Below are 23538 nucleotides of genomic sequence, written 5' to 3'. Positions count from 1 at the left end.
CGATGGGCGTCTCAGAAAGACCTTCTGAGACGCTTTATGCCTTATTTCAGCAGATGTACGCGGCAGGTTTTGCCTTTAATCTTGCCGTTTTGCAGCTGCTTCCACGCCTTATGCGCAACCGCCTGGCGAACCGCCACGTACACGTGTGCCGGATGAACCGCAATCTTCCCGATATCCGCCCCTTCCAGCCCCACATCTCCGGTCAGTGCGCCCAGCACATCCCCCGGTCGCATCTTGGCCTTTTTGCCGCCATCAATGCACAGCGTCGCCATTTCGGCCTCCAGCGGCATCAGCCTGACGTTCCCCGGCGCGTTCACCCAGTTCAGTTTGATCTGCAATATTTCTGAGAGAATATTGGCGCGCTGCGCCTCTTCCGGTGCGCAGAAGCTGATGGCCAGGCCGCTGTTTCCGGCGCGCGCGGTACGACCAATACGATGGACGTGCACTTCCGGGTCCCAGGCCAGTTCATAGTTCACCACCAGTTCAAGGGATTTGATGTCCAGACCGCGGGCGGCGACGTCGGTCGCGACCAGCACGCGGGCGCTGCCGTTGGCGAAACGCACCAGCGTTTGATCGCGATCGCGCTGTTCCAGATCACCATGCAGAGACAGTGCGCTCTGCCCCGCCGCATTCAGGGCATCACAAACCGCCTGGCAGTCTTTTTTGGTATTACAGAACACTACGCATGACGCAGGCTGGTGCTGGCTCAGCAGTTTCTGCAGGAGCGGGATTTTTCCCTGCTGCGAGGTTTCAAAGAACTGCTGTTCGATGGCCGGCAGCGCATCGACGCTGTCGATCTCAATGGTGAGCGGATTATTCTGCACGCGACCGCTGATCGCGGCGATGGCTTCAGGCCATGTCGCAGAGAACAGCAGCGTCTGACGATCGGCCGGCGCGAAGCGGATCACTTCATCAATGGCATCGCTGAAGCCCATATCCAGCATCCTGTCCGCCTCGTCCATCACCAGCGTGCTTAAGGCATCGAGCGAAACGGTGCCTTTTTGCAGGTGATCAAGCAGGCGGCCGGGCGTCGCGACAATAATGTGCGGCGCGTGCTGGAGCGAATCGCGCTGTGCGCCAAACGGCTGCCCACCGCAGAGGGTTAAGATCTTGGTATTGGGCAGGAAGCGCGCCAGGCGACGCAGTTCACCCGCGACCTGGTCTGCCAGCTCGCGGGTCGGGCACAGGACCAGTGACTGGGTCTGAAACAGCGACGCGTCAATATGCTGCAGCAGACCAAGACCGAAAGCGGCCGTTTTCCCACTGCCCGTTTTCGCCTGCACACGCACGTCCCGGCCTTCAAGGATAGCGGGTAGCGCGGCCGCCTGAACAGGCGTCATCGTGAGGTATCCCAACTCGTTGAGGTTGTCGAGTTGGGCGGCAGGCAGAACATTCAGGGTAGAAAAAGCGGTCACAATAATCTCTCGTGGTCATCTTTACGGTCAGATGGCGCGTATCCTCGCAGATCTCGGGGCTCGATGCGACAATTTAATCGGTTCTTCGTCCGGCGGCGGGTCTGGCATCGGCTGCGGACGCGGAATGGGATCGGGCATCGGCACGGGATCGGTGGGGACAGGATCGGACTGACGCGCGTGTTGCAGTAGCAGAGCGAGTAAAATGCTCATCTTTCCCTCCAGGATTTGCTGTCGTTCCTTTTAGGGTAGACGCTGAGAAACAGGAGGCAAAAAAAAGCCGACTATAAAGTCGGCGTCGTACGAATCAATTGTGCTATGCAGTAATTCAAAAAAGGAAGTAAGACAATATGGAGCGCAACGCCCATCGCTTGACGTTGCATTCACCTGCGGGAGTAATATTGCACCTTACGGGGGTGATGTTTATTGACTTCGCTCAATTAAAAGAGCGTTTTAATCCTCGAAAAAGGTGAAAAAATCGTAAATTTACAGCCATTTACTACGATGCAACCACCATGCAACACCACCAATCAAAACAACTAACATGACGCAAAACGCGGTGAAGCCGTACCGATATTCGCCGCCGGGTATACCGCCCAGATTGACGCCAAAAAGCCCTGTCAGAAATGTGCTGGGTAAAAAGACCATCGCCATCAGGGACATCGTGTAGGTTCTTCTCGCCAGCGACTCCTGCATCACCTGCGCGATTTCATCCGCCATCACCGCCGTTCGGGCGATACAGGAATCGATCTCATCCAGCCCGCGGCCCAGCCTGTCAGCAATGTCCTGCATCCGGCGGCGCTGATCGTCATTCATCCAGTTGAGTCTTTCACTGGCCAGACGGGCATACACATCCCGTTGTGGCGTCATATACCGACGCATCACGATCAGCTGCTTGCGCAATAGCGCCAGAAAGCCGCGCGGCGGGATCTGCTGATCGAGCAGATTATCTTCCAGGTCGATGATTTTATCGTGCAGCTCTTCAATAAATTCGCTCGCATGATCGGTCAGGGCGTCACAGACGTCCACCAGCCAGCTGCCGCAGTCAACCGGTCCGGTCCCCTCTTTGAGGTCGTTCACAATGTCATCCAGCGCCAGAACCTTACGCTGACGTGTGGAAACAATCAGCCCATCGTCCATATAGACGCGCATCGCAACCAGCTGATCGGGACGTTCATCCGTGCTGCCGTTTATACAGCGCAGGGTGATAAGCGTCCCGTCACCCATCCTGCTTACGCGAGGCCGCAGGCTTTCCCCCGCCAGCGCATCACGTACGTTGTTAGGCAGCAGCGGAGTCGAGGCCAGCCAGTCAGCGCTGTCCGGGTGGGTATAGTTCAGATGTAGCCAGCAGGGATGCTCTTTATCAATGACATCATCATCTTCCAACGGTCGGGCACCGCCGCGACCGTCCAGCACCCACGCAAAAACTGCGTCAGGAACGTTAAGTTCGGATCCTTTAATGCTCTCCACAGCGCCTCCCCTGTTTGGCTCTTTCGATGTCAGTCTAGCTTCCATCAGGGGTTAAGCAACAACTATGTTTCGCATCGCGCTGAAATCGCTCAGGAATTGTACACGCTATATTTTGAGAATAAAAAAGCCTGGTATGCCAGGCTTCGGGAAGCTGTCAATGAGAGTGCTCGGGGCGCGGATGAAACGAGACAGGGCTGGCTACGGGTGACGGGGGGTGCCCCTGGTCCAGCCTGAAATTTCGGGTCCGCGTCTGCAGTTCGATCACCTGATTACGCAGCACATCAGAGGAACCGTTGAGCTCCTCCGCCATCGCCACGTTGCTTTGCGTGACCCGCTCCAGTTCGGACAGCGCCAGCGTGATCTGGGAAATGCCCTTCTCCTGCTCTGCGGTTGAGGTAGAAATTTCGTCCATTAACCGGCTGACGTTGCCGGAGCCGGTCACGATGTCACGCATATTCTTCTCCGCTTCCGACACAACGCTGGCACCCTGGGTGACATTACTGCTGGTAACGTCAATCAGCGTTTTGATGTTTTTCGCCGCCTCGGCGCTGCGGTGAGCCAGGTTTCGGACTTCCTCTGCGACCACGGAGAACCCTTTCCCGTGATCGCCCGCCCGCGCGGCCTCGACGGCCGCGTTAAGCGCCAGAATATTCGTCTGGAATGCAATCCCGTCGATCAGGGAGATAATTTCCGTCATCTGCTGCGCGCACTCGGTAATGGATTGCATATTGCTGGCAACCTGTTCCATCAGATCTCCGCCCTTGCGCGCCTGCAGCGTCGCGGCGTTTGCCTGCTCGCTCGCCAGCCGGGTATTATCGGCATTGTTTCGGGTACTTGCCGCCATCTGCTCCATACTTGCCGCAGTTTGCACCAGAGATGCAGACTGCTGCTCTGTTTTCACCGAGAGCTGAGCACTGCGGGAAGATAGCTGATCCGACAAGGCCATGGCGTTTTGTGATGATGCCCTGATCTCACGCACCAGCGTAGCGATGTTGCTGGAAAGAGTATTAATCCCGGGAATTAATCGCCCCGCGCAGTTATTGCCAAACTCGGGGATAGAGACGCCTAAGTTGCCTGCGGTCACTTCTTCAATACTTTTTTTCACAGTATTGATCGGCGTCACAAGAAACTTCGTCATATAACTCCAGAGCAAAAATAATCCAACGAAATTGACCAGATTAATCGAAACGAAAAGAGGAAGATTGCTGGAAAATAGAGCAACGATACCTGCATTCACTAAAAACAGGCACAGCAGGAACCAGGCAATAAAGGTCCTGACACTAATATTTCTTAGCATGATTTTACCCACAACTTATATTTTGGTCGGCATTTAGATTTATAGCATTCACTTTTGCGTTTGTCCTCACATAATACGCTGGCTTCTCGTTTCGCCGTTACCCACCCTGTATTTAACTTAAGTCAGATAAAAAAGGGGTTTTAGTAGAAATGTCATGCCCTATATACTGTATTGCTGGTCCAAAGCCCCCTGAAGCGATACCATTATCTGCGGTGCATGCACACATATTTAAGACGCTTTGCTACAATCTATCGACTATGTTTAGCAGTACTTAATGCATTAACATAAAGAATATATTTTATATTTCGGGTAAGTTTGACCTTTTATATAAGTGGCTCTTTTCCACGATAAATAACTAATATGGTTTGAATGCGCATGTTCGTTGCCAGATAAAGACGTGCCGGCCGGCAAAATCGGTAACCCTCTCAGGCGTGGGATTGCATAATGCTCAATATATCGTGGGACCCTGTGTTGATCGCTGTCTCTTATCTGGTGGCGTTTATCGCCTCCTTTGTGGCCCTGGACAGCGCCGGGAAAATTCCCCTTTCCAGCCGTAAAGCGGCTCTGTTCTGGCGCATTGCCGGCGGGATCACGCTGGGCATCGGGATCTGGTCAATGCACTTCATCGGTATGCTGTCGATGCAAATGCCGATGATGATGAGCTATGACCTATGGCTAACCCTTGCGTCTCTCGGCGTGGCTATCGTTGCCTCCACGATAGCAATAAATATTGCCGTTACGGGCAAACACCTCTCTCCCTTTCGGCTGTTCTTCGCCACGGTTATCCTCAGCGCTGGCGTGGTCGCTATGCACTATATCGGCATGGCCGCGTTGATGCTGGAAGGAAGCATCCTCTGGGATCGGCGCATTGTGGGTGTGTCCGTGATGATCGCCGTGGTCGCCTCCGGTGTGGCGCTGTGGCTGGCTTTTCGCCTTAGAGATAAGCACAAAGGGGTCTTTGTGACTCGCATTCTCGCCGCGTTAGTCATGGGCGCCGCCATTTGCGCGATGCACTATACGGGCATGAGCGCCGCGCATTTCCATGAGATGGCGCATACGCTCCCCGGCGGGGTCAGCGAGCTGGGGTTATCCATCTGGGTTTCCGTCACCACGCTCTCCCTGCTCGGCATGATGTTAATTATTTCGCTTATCGATTCGCACTGGCGGACCAGCCGGCTGACGGATAATTTGCGCCAACTCAACCGTCAGCTTGAGCTACAGGTTCGCTTTGACGCTCTCACCGGCCTCGCAAACCGCCAGCAGATGGATATCCGAATGCAGGATTGTCTGCACAGCGCCTTGTTGAGTAACAAACAATTTGCCGTGGTTTTTCTGAATGTCGATCGCTTCAGACGCGTGAATGATACCTGGGGTCACAGCGTCGGTGATGAGTTATTAATTACCATTGCCCAGCGCATCACCTCCCTACTTACCCGAGAGATGACGCTGGCCAGGCTGGGTGGGGATGCCTTTATCCTGCTGGTTCCCGAATACGACGAAGAAAAGCTCACTACCCTGCTCACGACGCTGCTCGCGGATATGCGCCGTCCGCTATCCCTTTGCGGACATATGCTGAGTACCACCCTCAGCGCGGGTGTAAGCCTTTATCCTCAGGATGGCGAAACGCTGCATGAACTGAAGTTTAAGGCGGATGCCGCCTTACACCACGTTAAGCAAGAAGGTCGTAACGGCTGGGCGTTTTACCGCCCTGAGATGTCAACGGCGGTTCCGGCGCAGCCGGGTTTTCTGCAGGAACTTTATCAAGCGCTGGAAAGCGATCGGTTTGAACTGTGGTATCAGCCAACCTGGCATGCTAAAGATAAGACGATCCACGGTTTTGAGGCTCTTCTGCGCTGGCGGCATCCGGAGCAAGGCGTTTTGCTGCCAGGTCTGTTTTTACCCACTCTGGAACAAACGGGTTTGATTATTCCGGTTGGCAACTGGGCTATTGAAGCCGCGTGTCGGCAGCTTCATTTCTGGACTGAACAAGGTTTCAGCCAGTGGACGTTATCGCTCAATTTATCTCCCATTCAGTTCGAACAGCCGGATATCTTTCACATCGTGTCGTCCATGCTGGATAAATATAATCTGTCGCCCTCAAGGCTGATCCTGGAGGTCACGGAGAGTACCGCGCTAAAAAACCTCGACCGCAGCATCGAGCTGCTCAACGCCTTTAACCATGCGGGGATCACCGTCTCTATTGATGATTTTGGCACGGGCTATTCCAACCTGCTGATGCTGAGCGTTCTTCCGGCAAAAGAGCTTAAAATCGACAAGAGCTTTGTGTCCTCTATGCTGGGAAATGAAAAAAGCCGCAAGCTGGTGGAAACCATTATTAATATTGCCCGCACCATGGAAATGACTGTCGTTGCCGAGGGGATTGAAACGGACGAACAGCAGGCAATACTGACCAGCCTCGGCTGTGACTATCTCCAGGGCTACCTTTTCTCCCGCCCCTTGCCCGCTGAACAGGTTCCGTGGCTGCTGCTACAAAAAAACTCAGACAAACAAATTATACCCATAAGTAAAATTCAAACGGACCCCGAATTTATTTCACAAAAAAATCATGCCTGACGGGATTGAGTAGAGTATGTTTCAAGGGAGTATACATGCGGGTCAGTTCTGCCATGATTACCAGCGTATCGTGCCGATGAACAGGAAAATACTATGTCGCAAAATAGTTTTGATGCGCTTAATGCAATTAAAACGCCCGTGTGGCTCATTTCTCCAGTTTCGGAACAGATTATTTTTGCAAATGTGGCCGCAATACAGCTAACGGGTAATAAAACGCTGAATGACCTGCGTAAAGGGCCCTGTTCTGCAAGTGCGCAAACCGTACTGTCGATGTATGTTCCCGAACTGAAAAACGATCACGATATTGTCGAGATCTGGACAGTTAGCCGGGGCGGGCAGGACGTACCGATAAGCTGTCGCCTCTCCCTCACCCACGTCACGCCGGATGGTGATGTTATCGTTTTCGAAGGGATCTCTTCGCACGCCCCCTCAGGCCTGAAAGCCAGCCGTTCCGCAACCTATCAACGCAAAAAACAGGGGTTTTACGCACGCTTTTTCCTGACCAACAGCGCACCAATGTTGCTAATCGATCCTGCCCGTGACGGGCAAATTGTCGATGCAAACCTGGCCGCGCTCAGCTTTTACGGTTATTCACATGATGAGATGTGCCGGAAGCACACCTGGGAAATTAACACGCTTGGCAGAGGCGTCATGCCCATCATGACGGAGATCGCCGCACTGCCCGGCGGACATAAGCCGCTTAATTTTATTCACCGCCTTGCCGATGGCACCACTCGCCACGTCCAGACCTACGCGGGGCCCATTGAGATCTACGGCGACAAACTGATGCTGTGCATAATCCATGATATTACTGAGCAAAAGAGGCTTGAGCAGGAGTTGGAAAATGCTGCATTACGTGACTCGATGACGGGGTTACTCAACCGACGTCAGTTTTATAACGTTATCGACCAAACCAACCTGAGCCACCTCTCCGCCCAGCAGCAATTTAGCCTGCTGCTGGTGGATACCGATCATTTTAAAAATATTAACGACCTCTTTGGTCACCTGAAGGGTGATGAGGTGCTCATCGCCCTCTCCCGAACGCTGGAAGCCTGCAGCAGACAAGATGACCTGGTGTTTCGCTGGGGCGGTGAAGAGTTTGTCATCCTGTTGCCGCGTACGTCTCTCGAAACGGCGCTGAAGATTGCCGAATCCGTCCGTGCGGCGGTCGCCCATATTACCCTCCCAGGCTTACCACGCTTTACCGTCAGTATTGGCGTGGCTCGGCATGACCCGGAAGAGAGTATTGACGCGCTGTTTAAACGTGTCGACGATGCGCTCTATCGCGCCAAAAACGATGGGCGTAATAAAGTCCTTGCGGCATGAAACTGGAGTATCGTGAAAAGCCCCGCTACAATGCCCAGCTTAAGTAAATTAACGACGGGTGGGTTGTGGCAACAATGGGAAAGACAGAAATAATACTCACCTTAATTATTTTATTGCTTATTATATTTGGCTTATGGTTTATTTTCAGCGGTGAGATTTGGTTTTTCGTTGAATATCTGGAAAACAGTCTCTACCCCACTTTTGACGCACTGTAGTGCACGTTTAATTTATTGTTTCACCTACCGCATTTGTCAGGTATCTGCATTACCCTCAGCCACGTAAGATACGCGGCGTTATCCTCCAACAATGTTGATAACGAATCACTAAATCATTTGCTTATTTCGCCCGTTCTCTGACGGGCTTTTTTTATTTCCGACTATTAAGCAAAACCAGGGTTCTCGCCCGTCAGTCACCATGTTGGTGTAGCACCGCTCTGCTCCAGTCATAAAAGGCGCGTACCGAAGGCGGAAGATAGCGGTTTTGTGGATAGACAAGCGAAAGCGGTAAATCGAAAGAGACGTCCTCCATACAGCGGACCAACGCCCCGCTCTTCAGATACGGCTCAGCCAGATAGCTGGCCACGCGAATTAATCCGAGCCCATGAATTCCGGCCTGGATATAGGCGTCTGTGTCATCAACGATCAGCGTCTCCTTCATGCGGATTGCACAATCGCCGTCATCACGCGTAAAAAACCAGTCAATGGTACGCCCGGTGCGGTGGTTCAGGTAGCCGACTGCGTAATGCTTTTCCAGTTGGTCGAGATTTTCCGGCTTACCACAGGCGGCTATATAGCCCGGAGAAGCCAGAACAACCCATCTGAAGTTCGCCAGAGGGCGCGCGACCAGCGTCGTTGAATCTTCGATCCTCCCGGTGCGGATCACGCAGTCATACCCTTCCTGAATAATGTCCTCCACGTTATCGCTGGAACAGAGTATCAGTTCCAGCTCGGGATACTGGTGGAGAAATTCAGGGAGACTGGGAAGAATGCAATGTCGGGCGAGAGACTGCGGCATCCCGACTTTAAAACGGCCTCTGGGCTGCGCGGATCTGCCGGGAAAGGAAGACTCCATTGTCGCAATATCCGTCAGCAGCCGTTTGCTCTCGTCATAGTAACGTCGGCCTTCTGCGGTCACGCTGAGTTTCCGGGTGGTGCGCTGTAAAAGCTGAATGCCCAGGTATGTCTCCAGCTCCTTAACGACCCGCGATACGGTTGAGCGCGGTAGCCCCAGCACTTCTGCCGCCCTGGCGAAGCTATGGGTCTCGACCACACAAACGTATACCCGCATTGATTCCAGTTTATCCATATTCCCACCGCGCATGAAAAGATCGATTATCCCATTTTTACGAACAGTCTAACTTATGCTTGTCGTCTTATCGAATGCAGCCATCTGACATAACCTTGCTCAAGTTGAAGTAATCAAGCGATTTAACAAAGAGAGGCTCAGTATGAAAGAACGTGATATAACGACAGGCGAAAAAGTATTAGTGCTTGGTGCAGGACAATTGGGCGCTGCCGTGCTGGAGTATCTGGTTCCGGCAGTCACGCAGCGCGACGGCGCTGTCTCCGTTATCGTATCGCCCGGCTCCAGGGACAGCCGGGGTAAGCTTCAGTCCGAAACGCATCAAAAACTGGCTGATGCAGGGGCCAAATTTATCTCTGTCGATGTCGCTGCCAGCACGATTGACGCGTTAAAAAACCACTTCACGGATTTTGATACTGTTATCAACTGCATGGGGTTTGTCGCTGGCGCGGGAACACAGATAAAGATTACTCGCGCGGTACTGGAGGCTGGCGTTCAACGCTATTTTCCCTGGCAGTTTGGCGTGAATTACGATGTGGTAGGCAAAGGGAGCGGTCAGCCCGTCTGGGACGAGCAGTATGATGTCAGGACGCTACTGCGGGAACAGAACGCGACGGAATGGGTGATTGTTTCAACCGGCATGTTTACCAGTTTTCTCTTCGAACCGGCATTTGATGTGGTGAATTTATCCGAAAAAACCATTAATGCGCTCGGGGGATGGGACACACAGGTCACCGTAACATCACCTGCGGATATTGGCCGACTCACCACCGAAATTTATTTGCATCAGCCGCGGATCGTAAATGAAGTGATATTTGTCGCAGGTGAAACAACCTCATACGGAAAACTGGCAGAAACTGTTGAACGTGTGACCGGCCAAACGTTCACTAAAGACGTATTACCCCTCTCTGCGTTACTGGATGAGCTGCGTTTGAAACCGGATGATACGATGACAGGCTATCGCACGGCCTTCGCCAGGGGAGACGGTGTATGGTGGCCGATGAAAGATACCTGGAATGTACTGAATAATCTGCCGACCCAGGATATAGCGTCATGGCTAAAAACCGTCATTTGAGGACATCTCTTTTCAGGACGCTAATGAAAACTGGCGCTGTCAGCCGCGCCAGCTCTGGATTTAGCCGTGGTTACCTCGCGTTAACAGCAAGCCAGTACCGATTAGTGCTTTTCAATATATATCGTCCGGCTATATGCCACGTCTTCCGGGTTATTGATGGGGTAGCCCTTCACCCAGGGCTTAATCAGGCGACCGTTAGTGTACTGATAAATTGGCGCGATGGGCGCCTTCTCCATAAGGATTTTCTCCGCCATGTTGTAGTCCGCATTGCGCGCCTTCGCGGTGGTTTCCAGCGTCGCCTGCTGGACGATCTTATCGTAGGCAGGGTCAATAAAACGGGAGATATTGCCGCTGTGAGTGGAGGTCAACAATGACAGGAACGTTGATGGCTCGTTGTAATCGCCCACCCATGAGGCGCGGATCACATCAAAGTTGCCGGTGTTACGGCTATCAATGTAGGTTTTCCACTCCTGGTTTTGCAGTTTGACATCCACACCGAGATTTTTCTTCCACATGGAGGCCACCGCAATCGCGATTTTCTGGTGGTTTTCCGAAGTGTTATACAGCAGGTTCAGCTTCAGCGGGCGCTGAGGACCGTATCCTGCAGCCTGCAGCAAGGTTTTGGCCTGGGCGTTGAGCTCCTGCTGCGACATCTGCTCAAACGGCGAGGCGTCCGGAGTGAACCCTGCCGTCACGTCTGGGGTGAAGTGCCAGGCGGGCTTCTCCCCCGTCCCTAACACCTTTTCTGCCATGATACGACGGTCGATGCTCATACTCAGCGCCAGACGAACCCGTGCATCCGCCGTCGGGCCTTTTTGGGTGTTAAAGGCATAGTAATACGTACCCAACTGAGGCGGCGTATAAACCTGCCCCGGAATGTCCTTCATGAGCTTCTGATACATGTTTTTTGGGAACGATTCGGTAATATCAATATCCCCTGCCAGGTAGCGTTTGGTCGCCGACGATTCCTGATTAATCGGCACGAAGGTCACCTTCTGCAGTACCGTTTTGGCATTGTCCCAGTAGTGCGTATTGGGCACCACAACCAGTTTTTCATTCACCACGCGGTCCTTCAGAACGTAAGCCCCGTTCCCCACCAGCGCGCCCGGTCGCGTCCACTCTTTACCGCTTTCGACGTTAGCTTTTTGTACTGGATAAAAAGCAAAGTTCGCCGTCAGGTTGCTGAACCACGGCAGCGGTTTGTCCAGCTGAACGCGTAACGTTCTGGCGTCCACCGCCGTCACACCCAGCGTATCGGGCGCGGCTTTGCCGTCAATAATGGCCTGCGCGTTATTAATTCCCGCCAGCGCGGCAAACCAGGCAAACGGAGAGGTGGTTTTCGGGTCAACCAGACGCTGCCAGCTGTAGACAAAATCCTGGGCGGTGACAGGGGAGCCGTCGGACCATTTCGCGTCATCGCGTAAGGTAAACATCCAGACGCGGTTATCGTTGCTCTGCCAGCGTGTCGCCACGCCCGGCGTCAGCTCCCCTTTCTCATTCTGATTAACCAGGCCTTCAAAGAGATCGCGAATCACCTGAATCTCTGGCAACCCCACGGCTTTCGCCGGGTCCAGCGAAGCCGGCTCGTCTTTAATATGCCTGACCAGCTCCTGTTTTTGCGCCAGCGCAGTGCCCTGCGGCACGTCAGCTGCGAAAGAAAGTGAAGAGAGCCCGCACAGGCACAGTGCGGCAAAAAGACGCGAAACAGGATGCTTCATAAGATCCCCTTTGATGAATTCAGGTATTAAGCAGATGCGTAATTATTTGTTTCGACAAAGAGAAATGCAAATAACTTACGCCTGAATAGTGATTTAAGGCAATTCTTAGCCATTACGGAAACTATTTGATTAACAGCGGGTTTTGCACAACACTGCCAGTAGTGACTTCTTTAACAGGATTTCGTATGGCAACCACCCGACCGAGAGCGGAACGCGGCGCCTTTCCGCCGGGCGCTGAGCAATATGGCCGCTCCTTTTTAGGCGCATCGCTGATCTGGTTCCCCGCCCCCGACGCAGACCGCGAAAGCGGCTTGATTCTTGCCGGCACGCACGGGGATGAAAACTCCTCCATCGTGACACTTTCCTGCGCGTTGCGGACGCTGACGCCGTCATTGCGACGTCATCACGTGATTCTGGCGGTTAACCCGGACGGCTGCCAGCTGGGTCTTCGCGCCAATGCGCGAGGCGTTGACTTAAACCGTAATTTTCCATCAGCAAACTGGCGCGCCGGGGAAACGGTGTATCGCTGGAACAGCTCCGCCGAGGAGCGTGATGTGGTTCTGCTAACGGGAGATAAGCCAGGCTCAGAGCCGGAAACCCAGGCGCTGTGCCAGCTAATCCATAAGATCCATCCCGCGTGGGTGGTCTCCTTCCACGATCCGCTGGCCTGTATTGAAGATCCGCGTCACTCCGAGCTTGGCGCGTGGCTGGCAGACGCTTTCGCCCTGCCGCTCGTGACCAGCGTGGGCTATGAAACGCCGGGCTCGTTCGGTAGCTGGTGCGCCGATTTGAGCCTGCCCTGCATAACCGCTGAATTCCCGCCGATCTCCTCCGACGAGGCCAGCGAAAAATACTTAAAAGCCATGGTGGATCTTTTACGCTGGCAGCCTCAGAGATGAAGCACGCCGCTGGTAAAATGGAGCGCGGGAGAGACGTCAACCGCCAGCCACGTCGGGCCGTCCAGATCGGCGAAACGGACCTGATTGACCAGCGGTAGCGCCGCGCCGATTGCCCGGGACGTACAGAGCATACAGCCCAGCATCAGTGAAAAACCTTGCGCCCGGGCTTCTGCCGCCAGGGCCAGCGCCTCTGTCAGCCCGCCGGTCTTGTCGAGCTTAATATTAATCATCTCGTAGCGGCCCTGCAGCTCGCTCAAGCTCGCGCGGGTGTGACAGCTTTCATCCGCACAAACGGGTAACGGATGGATAAAGTTCTTCAGCGCCGCGTCATCTTTTGCTGGCAGAGGCTGCTCCAGCATGGCCACCCCCAGGTCGGCCAGCAGCTGACAGCGGGCGGCCAGCCCTTCTGGATGCCATGATTCATTGGCATCAACAATCAGCGTGGCTGAGGGTACCGCCGCGCGAATGGCGACCATCCGCTCGCTAATCAGACGATCGTCGAGCTTCACCTTCAGTAGCCGGGCCCCGGCGTCATAAAGCGCTTTGGCGCTGGCGGCCATCTGTTCCGGCTCGCCAATCACTACCGTTTGCGCGGTAGCCAACGATTCCGGCAGCGCCACGCCCAGCAATGCTGTCAGGGGTTGCTGCTGTTTCGCCGCCTCCAGACTCCAGAGCGCACTATCAATGGCGTTACGTGCGGCCCCGGCGGGCAAACGATGCTGTAATGCCTCGCGCGTGAGTCCGGTTTGCAGGTCTGGCACCAGCGTCATGATATGCGCCATCACTGACGCGAGGCTTTCACCATAGCGCGGGTAAGGCGTACACTCCCCTACGCCTTTAAAACCGTCCTCTTCGATTTCAACGACCACCACGCTGGCTTCGCTTCGGCTGCCGCGGGAGATCACAAACGGGGTATGCAATGGCCAGGCTTCTTCATAGACCTTAACGCTTCTCATCACTGACTCCTTGCAGCCCGGAAAGGCGAAAAAATTTGGTTTGCCGTGTTATCCGCGGATGGCATACACTAGCCCCGACGTTAACTATATGTAAACAGGAAGATATCTATGTCACAACTCGTTCATTTCCAGGGCAACCCGGTTGCTGTTGCAGGTTCCATTCCGCAGGCTGGCAGCAAAGCGCAGGCTTTTACTCTGGTGGCTAAAGATCTGTCTGACGTCACACTGGCTCAGTTTGCGGGCAAACGCAAAGTGCTGAACATTTTCCCGAGCATTGATACCGGTGTTTGCGCCGCATCCGTGCGTAAGTTCAACCAGCTGGCAACTGAAATGGACAACACCGTTGTACTGTGCATTTCTGCTGACCTGCCGTTCGCCCAGTCTCGCTTCTGCGGCGCTGAAGGCCTGAGCAACGTTATCACCCTCTCCACCCTGCGCAGCCCGGATTTCCTCGAAAACTACGGCGTCAGCATCGCCGAAGGCCCTCTGAAAGGCCTGGCAGCACGCGCGGTACTGGTTCTTGATGAAAACGACACTGTCATCTTCAGCGAACTGGTTAATGAAATCACTACCGAGCCGGATTACACCGCCGCGCTGGAAAAGCTGAAAGCATAATCATTACTTAGCATTCTATACCGCTTTTTCAAAACCTCGCTATGGCGGGGTTTTTTATTAACTACTCACTGAATCGTTAAAGCAATAATGAGCTTGCGTCACAAAATTAACGCAATTCAGTTTCAAGAATTCACCAAAATAGCGATCAGATCCGCATATTGATCGTTAAACAACCCTGAATTTACCCTCAGTGAGGCGCATCACATTTCCCTTATCGCCAAAACATTAGATTTGCTTACGAAGTTAAATAATCGTTTCAGCAAAAAGGGATAAATATGAAAATAAAACTGGCTTTAACGCTCCTTTCGGTACTGGTTTCGGGCCATGCCGCAGCAAAAACCTGGGTGCTGACAAGCGCTGAAAGCAGCGTGGAAAAAGGAAACTGGAAGATTTCCAGCGATGAGCTGAAAATTAACGATCGAACGTTCAGCATCGAGCAAAAAGTGTTGCACGGCGGCAAGCAGGAAGGCAGTAAAGTGATCGTTATTAGCAGTAAAAACGGCCTGACCATCACCTTAAGCCCGACGCGCGGGATGAACCTTCTGCATGTGGAGGGCTTTGGCACCAGGCTGGGCTGGAACTCCCCCGTTAAAGAGGTCGTTAATCCGGCGTATATCAATCTGGAAAGCCGAAACGGACTTGGCTGGCTGGAAGGTTTCAACGAGATGATGGTCCGCTGTGGCTACGAATGGACGGGGCACCCGGTCACCGCTGACGGCCAGATTTACACCCTGCATGGCAAGGCGGGGAATACACCGGCATCTCAGGTGGAGGTAGAAATTGCGGATGCTGCCCCGCATGAAATTCGTATTCGCGGTCTCATCAAAGAAAGCACCTTTAAAAAAGCGGATCTGCAAACCATGACCGAACTGCGTTACGTTCCAGGAACCAACCAGTTCAGCCTGCATGACGTTCTGACGAACCATGCCGATTACCCTCATGACTATCAGATCATCTACCACAGCAACTTCGGGGCGCCTGTCCTCGAAGAAGGCGCGCGCTTCCTTGCCCCGGCGGCAAGCGTGAACCCGTTCAATGATTACGCGAAAGCGGGCGTTAACGACTGGCAAACCTACGCCGGGCCGACAAAAGACTTTGATGAGATGGTCTTTAACATCAAACCGCTTGCGGACAGCAATCATGAAACCCTCGCGGCGGTGGTGAATAAAGCCGGTGACAAAGGCGCGTCAATTCAGTTTGATACCCGCCAGCTGCCCGTGCTGACCCTGTGGAAAAATACCGATACGCCAAAACAGGGCTATGTCACGGGGATTGAGCCAGGCACCAGCTACGCCTACCCCGTCACCATTGAACGCGAGCAGAAGCGGGTTAAGCAGCTGCAACCAGGTGCCAGCGCTCAGTTTGACCTGACCTATACCCTGCTACACAGCGCGCAGCAGGTGAAGGACGTCGAAAGCAAGATTGCGTCGATTCAGGGCGAGACAAAAACAGAGCTCGTGACCACGCCGCTGGCGAAGGAATAAGCATTAAAAAAGCCTCTTTACAGAGGCTTTTTGTTATTCGTCACCTTTCTTATGATTCAATCCATACTCACGTAGCTTATTCGCAATCGCGGTATGCGAGACGCCAAGCCGTTTTGCCAACTTGCGGGTGCTGGGGTAGCTGCGGTACAGCTGCGTCAGCACAGAACGCTCGAAGCGGCTGGTGATATCATCCAGCGAGCCTTCCATCGCTTCTTCGCCTACCGATACCGTCCCGGCGTCGTAATCCGGCAACAGAATGTCCTGAGGGCGCAGTTCATACCCTTCCAGCTGGGTCAGCGCGCGATAAACGGCGTTTTTAAGCTGACGAATGTTGCCCGGCCAGCCGTAGCGCATTAACACCGTGCCGAGATCTGCAGACAGTTTCGGACGTGGAACACCCTGCTCGTCGGCAAAGCGGGCCACAAACAGTTCCGTTAGCGGCATGATGTCCTGCGGACAATCGCGCAGCGGTGGAATGTTCAGCGTCAGGACGTTGAGGCGGTAATAGAGATCTTCGCGGAAAATCCCCTTTTGCACCAGTTCCACCAGGTTCTTCTGGGTGGCGCAAATGACGCGCACGTCCACATGCACTTCGTGATCCTCACCGACGCGGCGGAAGGTGCCGTCGTTCAGGAAACGCAGCAGTTTAGCCTGCATACGCGGCGACATTTCGCCGATCTCGTCCAGCAGCACGGAGCCGCCGTTGGCCTGCTCGAAGAACCCTTTCTTGCCTTCCGGCGCGTGTCCAAACAGCTCGCTTTCGACGGCATCTTCTGGAATTGAAGCGCAGTTAAGCGCCAGATACGGTTTTGCCGCACGCGGGCTTGCCAGGTGCACGGCGTGCGCCAGCAGATCTTTCCCGGTACCGGTATCGCCGGTAATCAGCAGCGGCGCGGTAAGGCTGGCAAGCTTACGCGCCTGGTCAACCACGTGGCGCATTTTCGGGCTGACGGCAATAATCTGGCTGAATGCGCCAACGTCCTGGCTGGAGAGGTTTTGCAGCTGGCGCCCCATGCGTAGCGTCGAGCGCAGCATGATCACCGCCCCGGTCAATACGCGACTATTTCCTTCTCCTTTCAGATAGACCGGTGTGATCTCCATCAGGAAATTCTGCCCGTTAATCACCACATGCTCGCTGTGCGTATTCTGCGGGTTGCTGTCCAGCCAGCGCTGGAAGTTAAAACCAGGGATCAGCTGCGCGGCGTGGTGGCTGCTGAGCTTCTCCTGGCTCTGCGCGAAAAGCTGGCAGCTCGCATGGTTAACGCGCTCGACTTTACTTTTCAGATCCAAAGAGAGGAACGGTTCGGGCATCGCTTCAAGCAGCGCGCTCAGGGCGAGGTGCTCACGTTCGGAGGGCATCCAGGGGATGGTGCGTACATCCGTAACGCCAGCGATACGGCGTATTTCCGCCATCAGGCTGCTGAACGTGTTAAATTCAATTTCGGCAAAATTGAGGTAAATTCGCCCGACAGGATCGATCTCAATGCCACGTAAATCAATGCTACGTAAAACAAGAAGATCGAGTAATTCGCGGGTAAGACCGAGACGGTCTTCACAGAAGACTTCAAGACGCATGGGAAATTCACCGTTTTAAGCCAATAACGTTAAAATGATAAGTCAGAACTCGGTGAACCGGAAGATGGCTGTCAACAAATATTGACAGCCAGCACGATTAGTGAACAAAGCCTTAAGGAGACGGTTTTTTATTGAGCGTTTCCTTCAGCTGACCGATCAGTTCACGCCTGAAATCCCCCAGCCGCGGCTTATCGCCATCAATCCACGGCAGCGGACGGCACACCTCCATCGCTTTGATACCCAAACGCGCCGTCAGCAAGCCCGCGCCAATGCCCTGGGCTGCACGGGCTGAAAGACGCGCCGCCAGATCCTGCGACATCCAGTCCATTCCCACTTCGCGCACCAGCTCGCTCGCGCCCGCAAACGCGATATTGAGCAGGACCAGTTTGAACAGCCTGAGCCGGCTGTAGTAACCCAGCTCTATGCCGTAAAGGTTCGCGATACGGTTGATGAGGCGCAGGTTACGCCAGGCGATAAAGGCCATATCCACCAGCGCCAGCGGGCTGACGGCAATCATCAGCGTGGATTCCGCCGCCGAGCGGCTAATCTCTCGTCGCGCCTGGGCATCCAGCACCGGCTGAACCATATGGGAGTAGAGCGTGACCACCTCCCGGTCGTTCTGGGTTTCATGGATGGCGGCGTACCAGCGCTGGAGCGCCGGATGCGACTGATCGATACCGGCCTGACTGGCCAGTTTTTCACAGAAGGCGCGGCCTTTGCCAGTGCCGTGGCTGTGGAGGAGATCCCGCGCTTCATCGCGCTCGTGCGCGCGCTGTCGCAAACGCCAGAGGCGGCGCCACTCGGTGGCAACCGACCCGACGCCCGCCCCCACGATGAGCGCGCCCGCGGCACATCCGCCCAGCGCAACCCAGTCCTGGGTTTGCCAGGCGTTCATCGCCCACTGGACGCCCTGCCCGACCACGCTGACGCCAAACAGCGCCAGACCGGCGGTGACCATCATGCGCCACAGGCTGCGTTTAGGACGCAGAACGGCTTCCACGACCGCCTCCGCCGGACCGTCTTCGAGGGTGGGATCGTCCGGCAGCGCCGGGGCAAAGTTCTCCGCCTGCGCGCCGCTGAACGTCTGCGCCGTTTTAAAGGCGTCCTGACGCTCGGGCTCAAGCGTTCCGGTAAAGTCTATGCGCGGTTTTAACGGTTCCGTCATCGCAGTTTATCTCCAATCAAAAACTCCAGCGCCGCATCCAGACGGATGTGCGGTAACGGCCGATCGACGCTCATGGTCTGAGGGCGGAAGGCTTCAAACTGGAAGCCCTGGTTCTGCCAGAAGGCCTGGCCCGGCAGCCGCGCGGGCACTTCGCCGGGATAGACGGTAAGCGGCTCGCCGTCACTGAGTCGATTCCCGCGTAATGCTGGTATTTTCTCGCCGTTAAGGTCAATCAGGCCGCTTTGGGTCGCCTGCACCGATGCGAGCCCAAGACAATCCATACTGATGCCTTCAAACGCGGCGTTTTGCCAGGCGTCCTGCACCAGCTGCTGCAGCAGAGAAACCATGTTGGCATGCTGATCGACCGTAACGTGATCGGCTTTTGTGGCCGCAAACAGTAGCTTGTCGATCACCGGTGAGAACAGACGACGAAACAGCGTCCGCTGCCCGTAGTGGAAACTCTGCATCAGCTGCGTCAGCGCGAGACGCATATCGTTAAATGCCTGCGGCCCGCTGTTGAGCGGCTGCAGGCAATCCACCAGAACAATCTGGCGGTCGAAACGTAAAAAGTGGTTTTTATAAAAACCTTTGACCACCTTTTCGCAGTAGTAATTGTAACGCTCGCGCAGCATGCCGGCATTCGTGTGTTTGTCGGCTTGTGCCAGCTTCGACTCGCCTGCGCCGTCCACATCCGGCCACGGGAAGAACTGCAGCGCGGGCGCGCCTGCTAAATCACCCGGCAAGACAAAACGGCCCGGCTGGATGAAGTGCAGCCCTTCCTGTTTGCACTGATGCAGATAGTCCGTCCAGGCTTCAGCAATGGTCGCCAGACGGTTTTCGTCCGCAGGCGCCAGCGGATCAAGGCCCTCGCACAGCTGTCGCCATTTCGTTGACCACTCTGCGCGTTGCCCTTGCAACAAGCCCGTCATCTGGCGGGACCAGCTGAGGTAGTCCTGCGCCAGCATCGGCAGGTCGAGCAGCCATTCGCCGGGATAATCGACGATTTCCAGATACAGGGTTGAGGTATCCTTAAAGTGACGTATCAGCGATTCATTAGAACGAAAGCGCAGCGCAAGGCGAATTTCACTGACGCCTCGCGTTGGCGTCGGCCACGCGGGCGGATCGCCGTAAAGCTGCGCCAGCCCTTCGTCGTAGGTAAAACGCGGTATGCCAAAATCACGCTGAGGGACGCGCTTAACGCCCAGCAGACGCTCTTCGCGCACGGCGCTGAGCAACGGCAGCCGCGCACCGGCGTGCAGGTTCAGCAACTGGTTTACCATCGCGGTGATGAACGCCGTCTTACCGCTGCGGCTCAGGCCGGTAACGGCCAGACGCAGATGTCGATCAACGCCGCGGTTCACCAGTGAATTGAGTTCGTTCTTAAATCGCTTCATCGCCATCCTTCATTGCCCGGAAGCCAGGAATGTATGGCTTCAGAATACAATAAATGGGGGCAGATCGTTGATTATCAATTCTTATTTATTGCTATTGCCGTTTTCTCTCCAGTAAGATGAACGACATTGCTGTCAGTCCGGAGTGAGTAAGGTGTATGTCACCCACCATCTATGATATCGCACGGGTTGCGGGCGTATCGAAATCAACCGTTTCCCGCGTTCTGAATAAACAAACGAATATTTCCCCTGAAGCGCGAGACAAAGTGCTTAAGGCGATAGACGAATTAAATTATCAGCCCAACAAACTGGCCCGCGCCCTGACCTCTTCTGGCTTTGATGCCATTATGGTTATTTCAACCCGCTCGACCAAAACTACTGCCGGTAACCCTTTTTTCTCCGATGTTCTTCATGCCATTACGGCAAAAGCGGAAGAGGAAGGGTTTGACGTTATTTTACAAACCTCGAAAAGCAGTGAGGACGATCTGCAGAAGTGCGTGGGAAAAATAAAGCAGAAGATGATCAAAGGGATCATCATGCTGAGTTCACCCGCAAACGAATCTTTTTTTACCACGCTGGACGAATACGGTGTGCCCGTAGTGGTTATTGGAAAAGTAGAAGGTAAGTTCCAGAATATTTATTCTGTTGATACGGACAATTTTCACGACAGCGCTATTCTGGTCGATTCGTTTATTAAACATGGGCGAACTAAAATTGCCTGTCTGCATGCCCCGCTCGATTATCACGTTTCTATCGATCGCCTTGCGGGTTATAAATCCAGCCTTGAGAAGCAGGGTATCGACATTAACCCGGACTGGGTCATTGATGGCGGATATACCCATGAAAGCGCGCTCCAGGCAGCCTGCAAATTACTCTCGTCTGACAACCCGCCCAATGCCGTTTTTGCTACTGACAGTATGAAATTGTTGGGTCTTTATCGTGCTGCGGATGAGTTAAATCTGATGGTTCCCGAGCAGGTTGTTATGGCAGGCTACAGCGATCCGATGCTGTCTCTCGTTTTAACCCCTGCGCCAGGCGGGTTTGATATTCCGACGAGAAAGCTCGGCGAAGAGAGCTGCAACGTGTTGTTTAAGCGTATTGCGGGTAAACCTGCGTCGCATAAGATTTTGGTTGATACGCATTTTTCGGATGCGGCGTCCTTGCGCTAATAACCAGGGGCAATCGCCCCTGGTAAATCATGATCAGAACGCGTAGTTCACGCCGACACCCGCGTAGTGGAAGCGATCGCTCTCACCTTCGTCATGGTTTTCCCATTCGTAGGCATATTCCAGCGTCATGGATAAACCGTTGTTAAAATCATAGGCGTACAGCATACCCAGACGGTTGAAATCATGTCCTTCACGCGTCGGATCGTCCTGCCAGTCCCAGTTTGACCAGCGATCGAGTCCCAGACGGGTATAAGGCGTTAACGTCGTCTGGCCTAACGAAATCGGCAGGTAGGCACGAATTTCCTGGGTAGAAAACTCACCGTTATTACGTGAGCTGTCCATATTGAAGCCGCGCTCTAAATAATAATTTACTTTCGCAGAGAACGTTTCGTTGATGGTCCAGGTAAAACCGGTTTCGGTCTCGACGCGGCTGTCAGAATAACCGGTTTTATCGAGATCGTTGGCAAACTGATACATGGCAAACCAGCCGCCAAAGCGCCAGTCGTCGGTTAATTTAATATCCCAGTCAGGCTGAACTTTATAGCGCTGCATATTAGCGCTGCCGTCTTTGGCACCGTGTTCATCTTTAAAGTGATAACCATAATTGCGGAAGCCACCGGTCAGACCGAACGTAAAATCATCGGTGCCAATAAAGCGATAGCGCAATTCAAATTCCGGGCGATCGAAATAGGTGCCACGCGTCATGCTGCTATAATCAACCGGCCCTTCCTGATACATTGCCAGAGAGATTGTCCAGGCATCCCATGTTGCATTAAACCATACGGAGGGTTCATATAATCCATCTTTATCGTCGCTCTGACCTTCGACGTTTTCAATTTCATACATGGCACCGATATTAAACGCCCACTGCTTTGCGGGTTCTGTTGCTTGCGCGCAGCTAACCCCTGCGCACAGAACGAGCGCAGCACTTCTTAGTAGAGTACTCATAAAATATTCCCTTTATAATTAACAAACAAAAAAAACCGGAAATTTGCATTTCCGGCAAACACCTTTCTTATCTAATAGCCGCTTCGGTATCGGCGTCGAAGAAATGGCACTTATTCATATCGAACTGAATGCCGATAGTATCTCCGGCTACGTAGTCATTGGCCGCGCCTGCGCGGACAACCAGTTCATGTCCGCCCACGGTGGCATAAAGCATAAATTCGGCACCGGTAAGCTCAGCGACGCTGACTTTCGCCGCAATATCTTCTCCGCTGCTCTGCAGGGTAAGAATGTCTTCCGGACGGATCCCGAAGACGACCGCTTTACGCTGGTAACCTTGCGCATTCAACTCGGCCAGCTTGTCCTCAGGGATCTCCAGACGCAGCGTTTCCGTTACGAAATAGCGATCGTCGATAGCGCCACGAATGAAGTTCATTGCCGGAGAGCCAATGAACCCTGCGACAAACATATTAGCCGGCTCGTTGTATACCTGCTTCGGCGCACCCACCTGCTGAATGATGCCGTCTTTCAGGATCACGATGCGGGTCGCCATCGTCATGGCTTCCGTCTGGTCGTGCGTAACATAGATCATGGTGGTGTTAAGCTTCTGGTGAAGCTTGCTGATTTCGGCACGCATCTGCACGCGAAGCTTGGCATCGAGGTTGGATAACGGCTCATCCATCAGGAAGACGCCCGCTTCGCGCACGATCGCCCTGCCCAGCGCCACGCGCTGGCGCTGACCACCCGATAAAGCGCCAGGTTTACGCTTCAGGTATTCGCGTAGCCCTAAAATCTGCGCCGCCCAGTTCACGCGTTCTTCAATCACCGCGGGCGCTATTTTTTGCATTTTCAGGCCAAACGCCATGTTGTCGTAGACCGTCATATGCGGATAAAGCGCATAGTTCTGGAATACCATCGCGATATCACGCGATTTGGCAGGCACGTCATTCATGCACACGCCGTCGATAATCAGTTCACCCGCGCTGATCTCCTCAAGACCGGCAATCATTCGCAGCGTCGTGGATTTACCGCAGCCCGACGGACCGACGAAAACAATAAACTCTTTGTCTTCAATTTCGAGGTTGAAATCCTTAACCACGTGGACCTGGTTATCATAGATTTTCTGAATATGTTTCAGAGAAAGTTGAGCCATAATTTATTCCTT

Annotated in this window: 20 protein-coding genes; 8 read left to right on the top strand and 12 right to left on the bottom strand. The window is 53.9% G+C overall.

Annotated elements, in window-relative coordinates:
* Positions 1 to 41: 41 nt before the first annotated feature.
* From dbpA to IM303_RS08135, 4 genes are all read right to left on the bottom strand, one after another.
* Positions 42 to 1415, bottom strand: coding sequence for an ATP-dependent RNA helicase DbpA (gene dbpA / locus IM303_RS08145; RefSeq protein WP_049001141.1), 1374 nt, complete (start codon positions 1413 to 1415; stop codon positions 42 to 44).
* A 27-nt stretch (positions 1416 to 1442) separates the two neighbouring features.
* The gene (locus tag IM303_RS22190) at positions 1443 to 1607 is read right to left on the bottom strand and encodes a hypothetical protein (protein ID WP_320700827.1); all 165 of its coding nucleotides are present in this window, start codon (positions 1605 to 1607) and stop codon (positions 1443 to 1445) included.
* Between the two features lie 291 nt (positions 1608 to 1898).
* A complete protein-coding gene (gene zntB / locus IM303_RS08140; RefSeq protein ID WP_028013350.1) occupies positions 1899 to 2882 on the bottom strand; it encodes a zinc transporter ZntB in 984 nt (327 codons plus the stop codon).
* A gap of 154 nt (positions 2883 to 3036) precedes the next feature.
* Positions 3037 to 4179: a methyl-accepting chemotaxis protein gene (locus IM303_RS08135; RefSeq protein ID WP_059357664.1), complete on the bottom strand. Its 1143-nt coding sequence runs from the start codon at positions 4177 to 4179 to the stop codon at positions 3037 to 3039.
* Between the two features lie 444 nt (positions 4180 to 4623).
* Here IM303_RS08135 and IM303_RS08130 point away from each other — a divergent pair, with 444 nt between their 5' ends.
* The 3 genes from IM303_RS08130 (at position 4624) to IM303_RS08120 (ending at position 8294) form a co-directional block, all read left to right on the top strand.
* Positions 4624 to 6753, top strand: a complete 2130-nt coding sequence (locus IM303_RS08130) for a bifunctional diguanylate cyclase/phosphodiesterase (RefSeq protein WP_049001136.1) — start codon at positions 4624 to 4626, stop codon at positions 6751 to 6753.
* Between the two features lie 93 nt (positions 6754 to 6846).
* Positions 6847 to 8079: a sensor domain-containing diguanylate cyclase gene (locus IM303_RS08125; protein ID WP_049001133.1), complete on the top strand. Its 1233-nt coding sequence runs from the start codon at positions 6847 to 6849 to the stop codon at positions 8077 to 8079.
* Between the two features lie 74 nt (positions 8080 to 8153).
* Positions 8154 to 8294 (top strand): Ecr family regulatory small membrane protein, encoded by a 141-nt coding sequence (locus IM303_RS08120; RefSeq protein WP_032644880.1) that lies wholly within the window; start codon positions 8154 to 8156, stop codon positions 8292 to 8294.
* A 190-nt stretch (positions 8295 to 8484) separates the two neighbouring features.
* Here IM303_RS08120 and IM303_RS08115 read toward each other — a convergent pair whose 3' ends face one another.
* The gene (locus IM303_RS08115; protein ID WP_047368665.1) at positions 8485 to 9384 is read right to left on the bottom strand and encodes a LysR family transcriptional regulator; all 900 of its coding nucleotides are present in this window, start codon (positions 9382 to 9384) and stop codon (positions 8485 to 8487) included.
* A 142-nt stretch (positions 9385 to 9526) separates the two neighbouring features.
* Here IM303_RS08115 and IM303_RS08110 point away from each other — a divergent pair, with 142 nt between their 5' ends.
* Entirely contained in the window at positions 9527 to 10456 is a 930-nt protein-coding gene (locus IM303_RS08110) for an aromatic alcohol reductase (RefSeq protein ID WP_063154337.1), read from the top strand.
* Between the two features lie 101 nt (positions 10457 to 10557).
* Here IM303_RS08110 and IM303_RS08105 read toward each other — a convergent pair whose 3' ends face one another.
* A complete protein-coding gene (locus IM303_RS08105; protein ID WP_193359791.1) occupies positions 10558 to 12174 on the bottom strand; it encodes an ABC transporter substrate-binding protein in 1617 nt (538 codons plus the stop codon).
* Positions 12175 to 12359: 185 nt separating this feature from the next.
* Here IM303_RS08105 and mpaA point away from each other — a divergent pair, with 185 nt between their 5' ends.
* A complete protein-coding gene (gene mpaA, locus IM303_RS08100; protein WP_028013357.1) occupies positions 12360 to 13073 on the top strand; it encodes a murein tripeptide amidase MpaA in 714 nt (237 codons plus the stop codon).
* On the opposite strand, the gene ycjG is transcribed toward mpaA, so the two are convergent.
* Positions 13064 to 14029, bottom strand: coding sequence for an L-Ala-D/L-Glu epimerase (ycjG, locus tag IM303_RS08095; RefSeq protein WP_049001127.1), 966 nt, complete (start codon positions 14027 to 14029; stop codon positions 13064 to 13066). The genes mpaA and ycjG overlap by 10 nt on opposite strands.
* A 108-nt stretch (positions 14030 to 14137) precedes the next feature.
* Here ycjG and tpx point away from each other — a divergent pair, with 108 nt between their 5' ends.
* Together tpx and IM303_RS08085 are read left to right on the top strand one after the other, a co-directional pair.
* Entirely contained in the window at positions 14138 to 14644 is a 507-nt protein-coding gene (tpx, locus tag IM303_RS08090) for a thiol peroxidase (protein WP_028013359.1), read from the top strand.
* A 275-nt stretch (positions 14645 to 14919) separates the two neighbouring features.
* Entirely contained in the window at positions 14920 to 16128 is a 1209-nt protein-coding gene (locus IM303_RS08085; RefSeq protein WP_049001125.1) for an aldose 1-epimerase family protein, read from the top strand.
* A gap of 33 nt (positions 16129 to 16161) precedes the next feature.
* On the opposite strand, the gene tyrR is transcribed toward IM303_RS08085, so the two are convergent.
* The 3 genes from tyrR to IM303_RS08070 all read right to left on the bottom strand — a co-directional run bounded on the left by tyrR (position 16162) and on the right by IM303_RS08070 (position 20262).
* The gene (gene tyrR, locus IM303_RS08080; RefSeq protein WP_028013361.1) at positions 16162 to 17703 is read right to left on the bottom strand and encodes a transcriptional regulator TyrR; all 1542 of its coding nucleotides are present in this window, start codon (positions 17701 to 17703) and stop codon (positions 16162 to 16164) included.
* Positions 17704 to 17815: 112 nt separating this feature from the next.
* Positions 17816 to 18868: a YcjF family protein gene (locus IM303_RS08075; protein WP_193359790.1), complete on the bottom strand. Its 1053-nt coding sequence runs from the start codon at positions 18866 to 18868 to the stop codon at positions 17816 to 17818.
* Positions 18865 to 20262 (bottom strand): YcjX family protein, encoded by a 1398-nt coding sequence (locus IM303_RS08070; RefSeq protein WP_193359789.1) that lies wholly within the window; start codon positions 20260 to 20262, stop codon positions 18865 to 18867. The genes IM303_RS08075 and IM303_RS08070 overlap by 4 nt, the downstream gene beginning before the upstream one ends.
* 155 nt (positions 20263 to 20417) lie before the next feature.
* Here IM303_RS08070 and IM303_RS08065 point away from each other — a divergent pair, with 155 nt between their 5' ends.
* Positions 20418 to 21428 carry a LacI family DNA-binding transcriptional regulator gene (locus IM303_RS08065; RefSeq protein WP_193359788.1) on the top strand — a complete coding sequence of 337 codons (1011 nt, stop codon included), beginning with the start codon at positions 20418 to 20420 and terminating at the stop codon, positions 21426 to 21428.
* Between the two features lie 33 nt (positions 21429 to 21461).
* On the opposite strand, the gene IM303_RS08060 is transcribed toward IM303_RS08065, so the two are convergent.
* Complete coding sequence (locus IM303_RS08060; protein WP_028013365.1) at positions 21462 to 22376, bottom strand: OmpG family monomeric porin; 915 nt, start codon at positions 22374 to 22376, stop codon at positions 21462 to 21464.
* A gap of 67 nt (positions 22377 to 22443) precedes the next feature.
* Positions 22444 to 23526 carry an ABC transporter ATP-binding protein gene (locus IM303_RS08055; protein ID WP_041909689.1) on the bottom strand — a complete coding sequence of 361 codons (1083 nt, stop codon included), beginning with the start codon at positions 23524 to 23526 and terminating at the stop codon, positions 22444 to 22446.
* Positions 23527 to 23538 lie beyond the last annotated feature (12 nt).

This window comes from Enterobacter cloacae complex sp. P38RS, from assembly GCF_014930775.1.
Classification (GTDB): domain Bacteria; phylum Pseudomonadota; class Gammaproteobacteria; order Enterobacterales; family Enterobacteriaceae; genus Enterobacter; species Enterobacter bugandensis.
The sequence above is the reverse complement of the archived record's forward strand: the minus strand, read 5'-3'. Positions and strand labels throughout refer to the sequence as shown.

What these genes read in the sequence shown, in the direction of transcription:
- IM303_RS08060 (WP_028013365.1), bottom strand. Translation starts at nt 22,376, where the DNA reads ATGAGTACTCTACTAAGAAGTGCTGCGCTCGTTCTGTGCGCAGGGGTT.
- IM303_RS08130 (WP_049001136.1), top strand. Translation starts at nt 4,624, where the DNA reads ATGCTCAATATATCGTGGGACCCTGTGTTGATCGCTGTCTCTTATCTG.
- IM303_RS08105 (WP_193359791.1), bottom strand. Translation starts at nt 12,174, where the DNA reads ATGAAGCATCCTGTTTCGCGTCTTTTTGCCGCACTGTGCCTGTGCGGG.
- tpx (WP_028013359.1), top strand. Translation starts at nt 14,138, where the DNA reads ATGTCACAACTCGTTCATTTCCAGGGCAACCCGGTTGCTGTTGCAGGT.
- IM303_RS08085 (WP_049001125.1), top strand. Translation starts at nt 14,920, where the DNA reads ATGAAAATAAAACTGGCTTTAACGCTCCTTTCGGTACTGGTTTCGGGC.
- ycjG (WP_049001127.1), bottom strand. Translation starts at nt 14,029, where the DNA reads ATGAGAAGCGTTAAGGTCTATGAAGAAGCCTGGCCATTGCATACCCCG.
- mpaA (WP_028013357.1), top strand. Translation starts at nt 12,360, where the DNA reads ATGGCAACCACCCGACCGAGAGCGGAACGCGGCGCCTTTCCGCCGGGC.
- IM303_RS08055 (WP_041909689.1), bottom strand. Translation starts at nt 23,526, where the DNA reads ATGGCTCAACTTTCTCTGAAACATATTCAGAAAATCTATGATAACCAG.
- IM303_RS08125 (WP_049001133.1), top strand. Translation starts at nt 6,847, where the DNA reads ATGTCGCAAAATAGTTTTGATGCGCTTAATGCAATTAAAACGCCCGTG.
- IM303_RS08110 (WP_063154337.1), top strand. Translation starts at nt 9,527, where the DNA reads ATGAAAGAACGTGATATAACGACAGGCGAAAAAGTATTAGTGCTTGGT.
- tyrR (WP_028013361.1), bottom strand. Translation starts at nt 17,703, where the DNA reads ATGCGTCTTGAAGTCTTCTGTGAAGACCGTCTCGGTCTTACCCGCGAA.
- IM303_RS08115 (WP_047368665.1), bottom strand. Translation starts at nt 9,384, where the DNA reads ATGGATAAACTGGAATCAATGCGGGTATACGTTTGTGTGGTCGAGACC.
- IM303_RS08070 (WP_193359789.1), bottom strand. Translation starts at nt 20,262, where the DNA reads ATGAAGCGATTTAAGAACGAACTCAATTCACTGGTGAACCGCGGCGTT.
- IM303_RS08065 (WP_193359788.1), top strand. Translation starts at nt 20,418, where the DNA reads ATGTCACCCACCATCTATGATATCGCACGGGTTGCGGGCGTATCGAAA.
- IM303_RS08120 (WP_032644880.1), top strand. Translation starts at nt 8,154, where the DNA reads ATGGGAAAGACAGAAATAATACTCACCTTAATTATTTTATTGCTTATT.
- IM303_RS08075 (WP_193359790.1), bottom strand. Translation starts at nt 18,868, where the DNA reads ATGACGGAACCGTTAAAACCGCGCATAGACTTTACCGGAACGCTTGAG.
- IM303_RS08135 (WP_059357664.1), bottom strand. Translation starts at nt 4,179, where the DNA reads ATGCTAAGAAATATTAGTGTCAGGACCTTTATTGCCTGGTTCCTGCTG.